This is a genomic window from Mycobacterium sp. 1164985.4, assembly GCF_001668575.1.
Lineage (GTDB): Bacteria > Actinomycetota > Actinomycetes > Mycobacteriales > Mycobacteriaceae > Mycobacterium.
This window is the reverse complement of record NZ_LZMD01000081.1, coordinates 13846-26354: the sequence shown is the minus strand read 5'-3', so window position 1 is coordinate 26354 and position 12509 is coordinate 13846. Positions and strand designations below refer to the sequence as shown.

Here is a 12509-nt window from a genome sequence, read left to right as displayed (position 1 = left end):
TGCAAGGGCAAAACGGGCACACTGGGGTGATGGACCCCGTCATCGCACTCCGGCAGATCGCCTATTACAAGGACCGTGCGCGCGAAGACCCGCGCCGGGTGATGGCCTACCGCAACGCAGCCGACATCGTCGAAGCGCTCTCCGATGCCGAACGCGACCGCCACGGCACCGCGAACAGTTGGCAGTCGCTGCCGGGCATCGGTCCCAAGACCGCGAAGGTCATCGCGCAGGCATGGGCCGGACGTGAGCCCGATGTACTGGTCGAACTGCGTTCCAACGCCAAGGATCTCGGCGGTGGCGACATCCGGTCGGCGCTGCGGGGTGATCTGCACGTGCACTCGAACTGGTCGGACGGGTCTGCTCCGATCGAGGAGATGATGTCGGCAGCAAGGGATCTCGGGCATGAGTACTGCGCGCTGACCGATCATTCGCCCCGGCTGAGGATCGCCAACGGCCTGTCGCCGGACCGGCTGCGCCAGCAGCTCGACGTCATCGACGAGTTGCGCGAGACGGTCGCGCCGTTGCGGATCCTCACCGGCATCGAGGTCGATATCCTCGAGGACGGCTCCCTCGACCAAGAGGAAGAGCTGCTCGAGCGGCTCGACATCGTGGTGGCCAGTGTGCATTCGAAGTTGGCGATGGACGCGCCGTCGATGACGCGCCGCATGCTCAAGGCCATCGCCAACCCGCACACCGATGTGCTGGGCCACTGCACCGGCCGCCTGGTCACCGGCGGGCGGGGGATGCGGCCGGAATCGAAGTTCGACGCCGAGAAGGTGTTCACGGCCTGTAGGGATCACGGTACGGCGGTCGAGATCAACTCCCGGCCCGAACGGCGCGACCCGCCGACCCGGCTGCTCAAGCTCGCGCTGGACATCGGTTGCCTGTTCTCGATCGACACCGATTCACACGCGCCCGGGCAGTTGGAGTTCCTCGGGTACGGAGCGCAGCGTGCGCTCGACGCCGAGGTGCCGGTCGACCGCATCGTCAACACGTGGTCCGCCGATCGACTGTTGGCGTGGGCCGGATCATGAAAATCGCCGACGGTTAACCGACCCGAACGGGGTACAGGGTGTCTGTGAGACGAAAAATCGGTGAGACGGCCGCGGCGCTGGGCGCACGTGCGGCAGAGCTCGCGAACGCCGCGGGCGAGACGGCCGGACGCATCGTGCGTCGCGTCAGTGGAGAGTCCGAAGACCAGGGCGCGGCGGCCCCGACGCCGCAGGAAAAGGCGCCGTCCAAGAAGGCTCCGGCCGGGAAGGCGACCGTGGCGAAGGTGGCCGCCAAGAAGGTGCCGACGAAGGTGGCCGCCAAGAAGGCTCCGGCCAAGAAGACGGTTCCGAAGATGCCCGCCAACAAGGCGGTGTCCAAGGCTCCGGTCAAGAAGGCGACGGCCAAGAAGATCCCTGCCAAGAAAGCGCCTGCGAAAAAGACTGTGCCGCCGATGAAGTCGGCAAAAACCGGCGCTGCCAATCCGCCGCCGGATCCGAGGCGAGCGGCCAAGAAGGTCGCGGCCAAGAAGGTCGCGGCCAAGAAGGCGTCGGCCAAGAAGGCGACGGTCAAGAAGCAGCCCGCCAAGGCGAAGAAAGCCCAGCCGCGCAAGGGACGGCCCGGTTCAGTCGGGTAGGTGGGGGACCTCGAAGCCAGGGTCACGGCCCCACACGTCAGTAGGGGAGACGCCGCGCGTCACCGCCGCATTGCCGTACCGCCGACGCACCTGGTCGACCGCCTCGTCGACCGCGGTCGTGTCGTGGCTCTCTTCGAAGGGCAGCTCGAGTTGCTGTGCGCCATCGCGATCGATGTTGGACACCGCGAACCCGATGAGGGTCAAGCCGCGCTCAGTCATCAACGGCGCTGCAGCGGCGACGAGGCCACGCGCGGCGTGCAGGATCACCTCCGTCGACGCCGTGGCGCGGGGCATAGTGTGCGAGCGGGTGGCACGGCCGAAGTCGTCGAAGCGCAGACGCAGGACGACGGTGCGCCCGGTCCTGCCGGCCTTGCGCATCCGCCGGGTGATGCGGTCGACCAGGTTGACGACGACGACGTCGACCTCCTGCGCGGACATCGTGTTGCCGCGACGGCCCAGCGCGCGCTGCGCACCCACCGAGCGTCGACGCACGCCGGTGACCACCCGCCGCCGATCGATGTTGTGCGACAAGGCGAAAAGCCGGCTGCCCATCGCACCGCCGACAAGGGAGCCCAGAGTGGACTCGCTCAGCTCGGCGACGTCGGCCACGGTCTCGATGCCGTAGGAGTGCAGCTTCTCGGCGGTCTTGACCCCGACGCCCCACAGCCGGCGCACGGGCAGCGGATGTAAGAACGCCAGCTCGCGATCCGGTGGGACCAGCAGCAGCCCGTCGGGTTTGGCTTCCTGGCTGGCGACCTTGGCCAGGAACTTGGTGCGCGCGATGCCGACGGTGATCGGCAGGCCGACCTCTTCTCGGATGCGCTCGCGCAACCGCGCGGCGATCTCGACCGGGGTGCCCGACACCCGCCACAGACCCGACACGTCGAGAAACGCCTCGTCGACCGAGAGTGGTTCGACCATCGGGGTGGTGTCACCGAACACCTCGAAGACCGCGGCGCTGGCCTGTGAATACGCCGACATCCGCGGAGCCGCGACGATCGCGTGGGGGCAGAGGCGGCGCGCCTCGCGTCCGCTCATGGCGGTTCGCACCCCGTAAGCCTTGGCTTCGTAGCTGGCGGCCAGCACGACCCCGGCGCCGACGATCACCGGCTTGCCGCGCAGCGCCGGGTCGTCGCGCTGCTCGACCGAGGCGTAGAAGGAGTCGAGGTCGGCGTGCAGAATGCTCGCCGCGCCGGGCCCGGGACCGGTGGACACGAACATATGTTCGCATCGAGGACCGACTAGTGGCGAGCCGTGCCGTAGATGCTCGTGACCCAGATGTGGGCGAGGGTGTCGACGAGCTGCGCCGGGTCGACGGCCGGCTGCTCGGAAGCGAAGGCCGCGAGCATCGCGCGCTCGTTCATCAGGTTCAGTGACGTCGCAAGATCACGTGCCGGGATCGTCTCGGGCGCCTCGCCGCGCGCACGTTCGGTTTCGATCGACGCGGTGGTGTAGTCGATCCACTTCTGCATGAAGCCCGACCACCGCGTGCGCACGTCGGGGTTGCTGGGCCGGGCGGCCGCCCCGGCGAGCGTCACGGCGCGATGCGAGCCGAACGTCCGGAACAGGGCGTTGATGGCCCGCCAGACCCCGGCGGGATCCACTGCGGTGTCCATGCCGCCCATCGCGTCGTCGGCGTTGCGGTCGGCCTCGTCGATCACCTGCTCGACGAGTGCGCGAAGCACCGCGTCCTTCGACGGGAAGTAAAAGTAGAACGTCGGGCGGGAGATGCCAGCGCCCTTGGCCAGGTCGTCCACCGAAATGTCGGCCAGCGAGCGCTCCTCGAGCAAGGCCTCGAGCGTGGACAGTATTGCCTGTTCGCGGTCGTCGCCCGAGGGCCTACCGGAACGGCGCCCACGCGGTCCGCGGGACTGACTGACGGTGGTCACAACCCATGACTTTACACGGTGTCGACTTTTTCGACACACTGTTGACTAACTCGACACAGCGTTGATACGCTCCGGTACCATGAGCGAACACCTCGACGTCGTCATCGTTGGAGCCGGCATCTCCGGCATCAGCGCCGCCTGGCACCTGCAGGACCGCTGCCCCGGTAAGAGCTACGCGATCCTGGAGCGCCGGGAGAACCTCGGCGGCACCTGGGACCTGTTCAAGTATCCGGGTATCCGGTCCGACTCGGACATGTTCACGCTGGGCTTTCGGTTCAAGCCGTGGACATCGGAGAAGGCGATCGCCGACGGGCCGTCGATCATGGCGTATCTCAAGGAGACGGTGGCCGAGTACGGCATCGACAAGCACATCCGCTACAAGCACCGGGTGTTGTCGGCGAACTGGTCGGACCAGGACAACCGCTGGACCGTGCGCGTCGACCGCGATGGCGAGGAAGCGGAGATCACCGCGTCCTACCTGTTCGCCGCCAGCGGCTACTACAACTACGACGAGGGTTACACCCCCGAGTTCGTCGGCCGCGACGACTTCGAGGGCACGATCATCCACCCGCAGCACTGGCCAGAGGACCTCGATTACACGGGCAAGAAGATCGTCGTGATCGGCAGCGGCGCGACCGCGGTCACGCTGATTCCGGCACTGGCCAACTCGGGAGCGGGCCACGTGACGATGCTTCAGCGCTCGCCGACCTACATCGGCGCGCTGCCCGATGTCGACCCGTTCGCCGTCCAGACCAAGAAGGCGTTGCCGGAGAAGGTGGCGTACGTGCTCAACCGCTGGAAGAGCATTCTGTTCCAGTCGGCGCAGTACCAGATCAGCAGGCGCTTCCCGAATTTCATGCGCAAGCAGCTGATGACGATGGCGCAGCGCCGGCTGCCGGAGGGTTACGACGTGCAGAAGCACTTCGGCCCCCGGTACAACCCCTGGGACGAGCGACTCTGCCTGGCGCCCAACGGAGATCTGTTCAAGACCATCCGTCACGGCAAGGCCGACGTCGTCACCGACACCATCGAACGGTTCACCAAGACCGGCATCAAGCTCGCTTCCGGTGAGGAGCTGACCGCCGACATCATCATCACCGCAACGGGTTTGAACCTGCAGTTGTTCGGCGGGGCGGAGATCATGCGCAACGGCGAACCGATCGAGCTGAACGAGACCATGGCCTACAAGGGCATGATGCTGACCCACATGCCCAACATGGCGTTCACGATCGGCTACACCAACGCATCGTGGACGCTGAAGGCCGACCTGGTTTCGGAGTTCTTCTGCCGGGTGCTGAACTACATGGACGCCAAGGGATTCGACCGCTTCGAGCCCAAGCATCCCGGTAACAGCGTCGACGAGCGCCCGCTGATGGACTTCACCCCGGGGTATGTCCTGCGTGCACTGGACTACCTGCCGAAGGCAGGACATGTCACGCCGTGGCGGCTCAAGCAGAACTACCTGCTCGACGTGCGGTTGATCCGTCGCGGCAAGGTCAACGACGAGGCGCTCGAGTTCAGCAAGCACGAAGCGTCGGTGAAGGCTTCGGCCTAGCCCACGTCAGGAGCGACGACCACGATGCCGTCGTCGTCGCTGTAGGCGATGTGGCCGGGCTCGAACACGACACCGCCGAACTCGACCGCGATATCGCGTTCGCCCGCACCGGTTTTCGTGCTCTTCCGCGGATTGGTGCCCAACGCCTTGATGCCGATGTCGAGGGTGCGCAGTGTCGCGGAGTCGCGGACGGCGCCGTTGATGATCAAACCGGCCCAGCCGTTGTCGACGCCGAGGCCCGCGATGACGTCACCGACCAACGCCGAATGCAGCGACCCGTCGCCGTCGATGACGAGCACCGCGCCGTCACCGGGTTCGGACAACACCGATTTCAGCAATGCGTTGTCCTGGAAGCATTTCACGGTGACGATCGGCCCGGCGAACTCGCCTCGCGCGCCGAACTGGCGGAATTGCAGATCGCAACTGCGCACGTCGGGGCCGATGTCGTCGACAAGGTCGGCGGTGGGTCGGGGTTCGATGCTCACCGGTCGATGGTAGCGATTGGCCCGGCGAGCAGTACGGGGTCGATGTTGGTCAGCGCAAAGGAGACCGCCTCGTCCAGACCCATCACGCTTCCCATCCCGCGCAGTTCACGCGCGCGGACGGGTCCCAGCGCCGCCGCGACGATCTCACCGGTTTCGCGTAAAGCCTGAAAAACGAAATTTCCACCGGTGGTTTTCGAAGCCGTCGATGGCATCTTGGCTGATTCGAAGAATGAAGCATTCCGGAAGGCGGAGTACGCGGCCGATTGGAGGACCGCGGCGACGTCCGGTCGAGTCTCGGCCAGCGCCCTGGCGCACTCGGCCAGGCAGGGAGCCGAATGCATGGGATTCATGATGCCGCGATACATGTACATCGCTCGACCGGCGAGGGAGAGCGTCAGTGGCCAGTCGCGTAAGCGTCCGGCCACCAACGACGCCGTGATGAAACCCGGTGCGATCTCCTGGCTGGGCGAACTACAGCGTTGCGCGCTCTCGTCGAGTAGCGCCCGGGATCGCTCAGGATCAGTGTCTACCAGTGACAACGCCAGCGCGTTGAGTGCGATGACGGTGGCTCCCGGCATGTCGGAGCGGCGCGCCAAGACCATCGCACGCTCAGCCCTGGCGGTGGCCGCGTCGGAATCCATGCTGCCGAGCAGCGCACTGCTGACGCTGTAGGCGAGAAATATGGCTGCAATCCCGGGGTAGCCGTTGGCCTCGGCCAGTTCCGCTGCTTGCGAATAAGCTTGGACCGCTTCGGTGTAGGACCCTCTGGCCAACGATTCCTCGGCTCGTAAGGTGTAGGCGTCGATCGCGAGCGGAGGACCTTCCAGAACTACGTACTGAGCCGAATCCAGGGCCTGGCGGCAATATACGGCCGCCCGCCTTGGGTCGCCACTGTCAAGCGCCTCGTAGGCCGCGACCATCAGCACGCGCGGAAACTCGGGATGTTCGGCAGCTCCGGGTATCGCGATCACTTCCGATGCCGGTACCGACCACATCTGGCCGATTCGGTTTGCGTTGGCGCGGTGTCGGTGAGGATGGTTAGCCACGATCTGTACGGCGTGACCGACGTCATTGGCGGCGATCGCGTTGGCAAGCGCGGATCGGATGTTGTCGCGCTCGAGGCCCACTTGCCGCTGGCCGACCCCTCGGGTCCAATTACCCAGGCCGGAAAACCAGCCTCGCTCTGACGCGATGTCATGCGCGGCTTGGGTGAGCAGCTCGGCGTAGAAGCGGGAGTGCCGTCCACGGGTCGTGCCGATCTCATCAAATTCGGCGAGCCACTCCTCGCTGTACTGACGGAGTGTTTCCAGTAGGCGGTAGCGCGTCCCGGCTTCGTGCTCCTCGGCGACCACCAACGACTTCGTCACCAGACTGGTGACCAGATCGAGCACCGCCTGAGGTTGCACGGGTCCACCGCTGCAGACATCCTCGATCGCCTCGAGCGTGAAACCGCCGGAAAACACGGCCATGCGAGCGAGGAGGCGTTGTTCGTCAGGGTCGAGCAGTGCAAACGACCAGTCGATGGCCGCCCTGAGGGTCGCGTGCCGTCCTACCGCTCCGCGACGCCCGCCGGCCAACAGCTCGAACCGACGGTCTAGCCTCTGCAACAGGTCCGCCGGAGTGAGCGCGATGACACGGGCCGCCGCGAGTTCGATGGCTAGTGGCACGCCGTCGAGACGCTGGCAAATCTCGACCACCGCGCGGGCGTTGTGCTCGTTTAGCACGAAGTCCGACTTCACTCGCCGAGCCCGGTCAACGAACAACCTGGCGGCGTCCGTGCGGAGCAGGCTCTCGATGTCGGCGTGAGGCTCGCCTGTAGCCAGCGGTGGCAGCGCAATCAGCTGTTCACCGTCGATGGCCATGCCTTCCCGGCTGGTGGCCAGGATGTCGACACCGGGACACGACGTCTCGATTCGTGCGGCGATCTGCGCCACCGAGCTCAACACGTGCTCGCAGTTGTCGAGAACAAGTAGGAGGTGCTTCTGTGAGAGAGTCTCGATCAGAACATCATCCAGGGATTGTCCGCCGCGATTGCTCGGTTGGAACACCTGTGAGATCGCTTCAGCTACCCCCGGCGGATCCGTCACGGGTGCCAGCTCGAGGAGCCAGGCGCCTTCCCGGTAGTGCGGAAGCAGCTCGGCGGCAACCTGAATTGCCAAGCGGGTCTTGCCGACTCCGCCTACACCGGTGATCGTCACGACCCGTGAATCGGTCAGTGCGCGAATCACCCGCGCCACGTCGGCTTCGCGGCCGATGAATGAACTCACCTGCGCGGGGAGATTGCTCGGAAATGTTGCCAGACTGCGTAACGGGGGAAACTCCTGACCTAAACCATCGAGAGTCAGTTGGAATACCCGTGTCGGACTACCCAGATCGCGAAGCCGGTGTTCGCCGAGGTCGATCAGGCCCGCTCCGTCAGGAAGCTGGTTTCGCACCAGAGTTTCGGTGGACGCGGACAGCACGACCTGTCCGCCATGGGCTGCAGCCATCAAACGCGAGCAGCGGTTGACCGGCTGACTGGCGTAGTTGTTGTCGTTGACCACGATGGCCTCGTCGGTGTGTAGTCCCATCCGAGCGCGCAGCGGAACCGGTGTGACCCACGTCTCGTCGGCCAGTGCATGCTGAATAGTTGCTGCCGCCGCCACGGCGTCACGTGCGGTTGCAAACGCCGCTGCCATCCCGTCGCCCATCTTGGCGAACACGTAACCACGTTGAGCCGCAATCGCTTTCTCGAGTATCTCGTCATGACGATCCATGGCGGCCTTCATCGCCGTCGGATCTTGCTCCCACATCCGGGTGGACCCCTCCAAGTCGGTCAGGAGGAACGTCGCGGTGCCGCATGGCGGAGATTGCTGTTTCATCGCTACACGGGCTCCGAGGCGATGTTGGCCACGGCGTAGGAGATCGCTCCATCCATCGTCATCGCTGCCCCTTGGATACGCAGTTCACGTCTGCGGTCATCACCGAGTGCAGCGGAGACGATTTCGCCTGTCTCTTGCAACGCTGCGAGTATGAAGTTGACCTTCGATGCCGACGGCGAGGTGTCGACTTGTCGTGCCACGGCAGACTTGCTTGCTTGCGCGTAGGCGGCATATGCCGCGCCACGCAGTACACCCGCTACCTCGGGTCGTATTTCGGCGATCGCCCGTGCGCACAACGAGAGGCATGGTGCACTTTGCATCAGCGCGACGCTCCACCGCCACAGGCGCATGGTCTTACCCGTCAACGAAAGCGTCAGATCCCAATCTCGTAGGCGACCGGCGACAAGGCAGGCCGTGAGGACACCGGAGGACACTTCCTGGTTCGGCGTGCTGGCTAGCTCGATGCTTTCGTGCAGCACGGCTCGGGCGCGCTTCGGCTCGGTGTCCGCGAGGGCCAAAGCCAACGCGTTGAGGCAGATCACTATCGCGCCCGGCATGCCGGATTGTCTGGCCAGTGCGACGGCATCCTCCGCCTCGGACACCGTGCCTTCAGTGTCGATGCCGCCAAGCATTGTGCACTGGACCCCGTAGGCACGAAAGATGCCTGCCAAACCGGTGTATCCGTCGGCAAGCGCGATTTCGGCGGCGCGACCGTATGCCATGATGGCGTCTAGGTATTCGCCACCTGCCAGCGCCTGCTGCGCTCGAAGGCTGAAGGTGTCCATCTCGACCCGATGGGAATGTGTCGTTCCTGCGGTGCGCCGGCTGGCCTCGGCTGCCTGTCGGCACAGCTTCTCGACTTCGTCCCAGTTGCCCGTCGCTTGGACGTTGTATGCCGCGGTCAGCAGCACCAAGGGATAGCCCGGCTCCTCGGCAGCTCCCGGTAGCGCGAGAACGGGTCCGGCTTCGACGCGGAGTACTTGGCCGGTCGGCCCCTCTGCCTTCTCCTGATGGGGTTGGCTTGCGACTATGCGCACGGCGAGCTTGGCATTGCCGGCGTCTATGGCGTTGCTCAGTGCCGATCGGATGTTGTCGTGCTCAAGCTTGATTCGCCCCGCCCACACCAGTTGTTCTGGGCCGTAGTAGTTTTGCACCGCACGCGCCGACAGGTTGGCGTAGAACTCGGCATGCCGGATCGTCAGCGTGTCGGTCTCGCTCCACGCCGCGGCTTTTTCCTCACAGTATTGACGGAGGGTCTCCAGCAATCGATACCGCGTGCCAGGGCTTCCGTCCTCCGCGATGACGAGAGACCGCCCGACGAGGCCGGCGACCATATCCATGACTTCCTCGCGCTGCACGGGATCGCCGCTGCAGACCTCTTCGATCGCCTCGAGCGTGCACCCTCCCGAGAACACCGCCATCCGAGCGAGCAAACGCTGCTCCGCATCGCTGAGAAGGTCATAGGACCAGTCGATGGCTGCCCGGAGCGTTGCGTGGCGTTCGACCGCGCCGCGACGCGCACCCGCCAAGACGTGGAACCTGCGGTCAAGGCGCGCCAGCAGCTCCCCGGGACTCATCGCGATGATTCGGGCAGCGGCCAATTCGATCGCGAGAGCCACACCATCAAGACGCCGGCACACCTCCACGACGGAGCGTGCGTTGCTGACGGTAAGAGCGAAGTCCGCCTTGACTTGTCGAGCCCGGTCGACGAACAAGCCGATCGCGTCGGACTGCCGGAGCGACTCGAGGTTTTCGTCGGGGTCACCGACCATCATCGGCGGCAAAGCAATCAGTTGTTCGCCGTCGATCGCCATTCCCTCTCGGCTCGTGGCGAGTATGGCCACAGACGGGCATAACCGCTCGATTCTCGTCACCAGCCGGGCAACCGGGCCCAGAAGATGCTCGCAGTTGTCGAGCACCAGGAGTAGGTGAGATTGAGTGAGCGCGTCGATCAGCGAGTCCTCCAAAGACTTCCCGCCTGTGCTCGAGAGCCGAAGGGACTTCGCCACCGCACCCGCCACGCCGTCGGTATCGCGAACCGGAGCCAGGTCGACGAGCCAGGCTCCATCGTTGTAGTGAGGCAAGACGTCTGCGGCTACCTGTAGTGCCAGGCGAGTCTTGCCGACTCCACCGACACCGGTCACCGTCACGACCCGGAAGTTCTCGAGTGCCGCTTTGACACGCGCGACGTCGGCCTCACGGCCGATGAACGAACTCACCTGCGCGGGAAGGTTCCCCGGGAACGAATCCAGCGTTCTCAGCGGCGGGAAGTCGGCGCGGGCACCGTCCGGCAGCAGCTGGAATATTCTCGTGGGCCGACCGAGGTCGCGAAGCCTGTGCTCGCCGAGGTCGACAAGATCCATGCCGCCCGACAACTGCCCAGGCAGCAACATCTCGGTGGCGCCCGAAAGTAATGTCTGCCCGCCATGAGCGGCCGTCATCAATCGGGCGCACCGATTGATCGGTAGGTTCGCGTAGCTCGCGCCCTCCACGAGTATGGCCTCGTCGGTGTGCAGCCCGACCCGTGCCCGCAGGGGCTGGCGGGTCCCCCATACCTCTGTTGTCAGCGCGCCTTGGAAAGCCGCGGCCGCCGATACGGCGTCACGGGCCGTCGCGAACGCGGCCGCCATCCCGTCGCCCATGCGGGAGAACACGAACCCGTGGTGCTCGGCGATGGTCTTCTCCAACAGCTCGTCGTGACGAACCATGGCGGCCTTCATCGCCTCGGGGTCCTGCTCCCACATTCGGGTCGACCCTTCGAGGTCGGTCATCAGGAACGTCACCGTGCCCGACGGCGGTTGCCCAGTCATGCTCCCAACCCCGTTGATGGCGGGTAGGCGAAGCGTAACTTTTCAGAAGACCGTCCGGGCCGAGTTGATCAGCGATCTGTGCAGGCCACGATGATGTCGTGCACGAACTGCGCCAGCCCTGGCCCAGCGTCGTCGTAAAAACGCCGGAACCGCTCGTCGGCCAAATACATCTCGGCCAGGCCCACGTGCATCTCGTGATCGCAGTCGTAGAACCGTTCGATGGTCGCGCGATGCCACGCGGCCAGCTCGTTCGCGCGGCGCGTTCCTGGCGCGACGCCGTCCCTGTGGGCCTGCGTCAGCGCCGCCAACAGCGCGTCGTTGTCGGCCTTGGACTCGATCCAGTCCTGCTTGGTCATCCGTGCCGTCCGCCGCTGCGATTGATTCCACGCGTCGGTGCCGCCCCAGCGCTCTTCGGACTCCTCGGCGTGGTCGTCGAATACCGCGCTGCCGAAAATCTCGACCTGTTTCTCGGCGGTCAGTTGAATTCCGTTGCGGTGCCTGCTCATCAGTTCCTCCACTGCTTTGATCATGTGCTGCAGCCGGTCCGATCGATCCAGCAGGAGTTGACGCTGACGCCGTAGCTGCTCGAGCGTGTCGGCCTCGCCGTCCAGCAGGACGCGGATCTGCTCGAGGGGTATGTCGACCGCCCGGTACACCAGCACCAGATGCAGCCGCTCGATATCGGGTACGGTCATGGCGTCCATAGCGCCACTATCGACCCTGGCGCCGCGTCAGGGTCAAGCGGTTATCAGTTTCCGTCGCCGGCGCGACGGATCAGCAGCACCACGATGATCGCCAACACACCCGCCGCGATCGCCACCGCCACCGGCAACCGCGATGGCTCCGGCCCGATCAACGGCGCCGGTTCCGGGCCCGACACGGGGTTGGCGGCGCTGGCAACGGTCGACTTCGCTTGTGCAGCGGCTTCTTTCGCCGCCGACTCGAGGCTGTTGTCCTTGGCGGCCGATTCCGTAGGGGGCGCTGTCTTCGGCGGAGCCTTCTTCGCGGGCTCCTTCCTGGCGGCGGGCGCCTTTTTGGCGGGCGTCTTCTTGGCCGGTGCGGCCTTCTTCGCCGCCTTCTTCGCCGGGGTCTTCTTCGCCGCCTTCTTCGCAGGAGTCTTCTTGGCGGGCGTCTTCTTCGCCGGCGCCGGGGGGGTCAGCGGATCCGGCGAGGTGCTCGCCGACTCCGCGGCAGCGGGCTGCGGGGTCGACTCATCCGCCGGTGGTGAGCCCTGCGGCTGTTCGTCGGGTCGGCCCTGCTGGTCTGCCATCGGGCTGCTCCT

General features: G+C 65.5%; 10 protein-coding genes. 3 read left to right on the top strand and 7 right to left on the bottom strand.

What is annotated here, in order from left to right; translation table 11 throughout:
• The first annotated feature begins 29 nt into the window (after positions 1-29).
• A complete protein-coding gene (locus A5650_RS17310) occupies positions 30-1034 on the top strand; it encodes a PHP domain-containing protein (protein WP_067294217.1) in 1005 nt (334 codons plus the stop codon).
• A 44-nt stretch (positions 1035-1078) separates the two neighbouring features.
• Positions 1079-1627 carry a hypothetical protein gene (locus A5650_RS26910; RefSeq protein WP_067294090.1) on the top strand — a complete coding sequence of 183 codons (549 nt, stop codon included), beginning with the start codon at positions 1079-1081 and terminating at the stop codon, positions 1625-1627.
• Here A5650_RS26910 and dinB read toward each other — a convergent pair.
• Positions 1616-2848 carry a DNA polymerase IV gene (dinB, locus tag A5650_RS17300; protein WP_067294087.1) on the bottom strand — a complete coding sequence of 411 codons (1233 nt, stop codon included), beginning with the start codon at positions 2846-2848 and terminating at the stop codon, positions 1616-1618. The two genes, A5650_RS26910 and dinB, sit on opposite strands and share 12 nt — an antisense overlap.
• Positions 2849-2868: 20 nt before the next feature.
• Positions 2869-3516: a TetR/AcrR family transcriptional regulator gene (locus tag A5650_RS17295; RefSeq protein WP_067294084.1), complete on the bottom strand. Its 648-nt coding sequence runs from the start codon at positions 3514-3516 to the stop codon at positions 2869-2871.
• Positions 3517-3595: 79 nt separating this feature from the next.
• On the opposite strand from A5650_RS17295, the gene A5650_RS17290 reads away from it, so the two are divergent.
• Positions 3596-5071 carry a flavin-containing monooxygenase gene (locus A5650_RS17290; protein ID WP_067294067.1) on the top strand — a complete coding sequence of 492 codons (1476 nt, stop codon included), beginning with the start codon at positions 3596-3598 and terminating at the stop codon, positions 5069-5071.
• Here the strand turns inward: A5650_RS17290 and rraA are convergent.
• The 5 genes from rraA to A5650_RS17265 form a co-directional block, all read right to left on the bottom strand.
• The gene (gene rraA, locus A5650_RS17285) at positions 5068-5556 is read right to left on the bottom strand and encodes a ribonuclease E activity regulator RraA (protein ID WP_067294064.1); all 489 of its coding nucleotides are present in this window, start codon (positions 5554-5556) and stop codon (positions 5068-5070) included. The genes A5650_RS17290 and rraA overlap by 4 nt on opposite strands.
• Complete coding sequence (locus A5650_RS17280) at positions 5553-8417, bottom strand: adenylate/guanylate cyclase domain-containing protein (RefSeq protein WP_067294060.1); 2865 nt, start codon at positions 8415-8417, stop codon at positions 5553-5555. Before A5650_RS17280 ends, rraA begins: the two co-directional genes overlap by 4 nt.
• 2 nt (positions 8418-8419) lie before the next feature.
• The gene (locus A5650_RS17275; RefSeq protein ID WP_067294059.1) at positions 8420-11227 is read right to left on the bottom strand and encodes an ATP-binding protein; all 2808 of its coding nucleotides are present in this window, start codon (positions 11225-11227) and stop codon (positions 8420-8422) included.
• A gap of 68 nt (positions 11228-11295) precedes the next feature.
• Positions 11296-11931, bottom strand: coding sequence for a MerR family transcriptional regulator (locus A5650_RS17270; RefSeq protein WP_067294056.1), 636 nt, complete (start codon positions 11929-11931; stop codon positions 11296-11298).
• Between the two features lie 44 nt (positions 11932-11975).
• Entirely contained in the window at positions 11976-12497 is a 522-nt protein-coding gene (locus A5650_RS17265; RefSeq protein WP_067294053.1) for a hypothetical protein, read from the bottom strand.
• Positions 12498-12509 lie beyond the last annotated feature (12 nt).

What these genes read in the sequence shown, in the direction of transcription:
- dinB (WP_067294087.1), bottom strand. Translation starts at nt 2,848, where the DNA reads ATGTTCGTGTCCACCGGTCCCGGGCCCGGCGCGGCGAGCATTCTGCAC.
- A5650_RS17280 (WP_067294060.1), bottom strand. Translation starts at nt 8,417, where the DNA reads ATGAAACAGCAATCTCCGCCATGCGGCACCGCGACGTTCCTCCTGACC.
- A5650_RS17265 (WP_067294053.1), bottom strand. Translation starts at nt 12,497, where the DNA reads ATGGCAGACCAGCAGGGCCGACCCGACGAACAGCCGCAGGGCTCACCA.
- A5650_RS17310 (WP_067294217.1), top strand. Translation starts at nt 30, where the DNA reads ATGGACCCCGTCATCGCACTCCGGCAGATCGCCTATTACAAGGACCGT.
- A5650_RS17275 (WP_067294059.1), bottom strand. Translation starts at nt 11,227, where the DNA reads ATGACTGGGCAACCGCCGTCGGGCACGGTGACGTTCCTGATGACCGAC.
- A5650_RS17290 (WP_067294067.1), top strand. Translation starts at nt 3,596, where the DNA reads ATGAGCGAACACCTCGACGTCGTCATCGTTGGAGCCGGCATCTCCGGC.
- A5650_RS17270 (WP_067294056.1), bottom strand. Translation starts at nt 11,931, where the DNA reads ATGGACGCCATGACCGTACCCGATATCGAGCGGCTGCATCTGGTGCTG.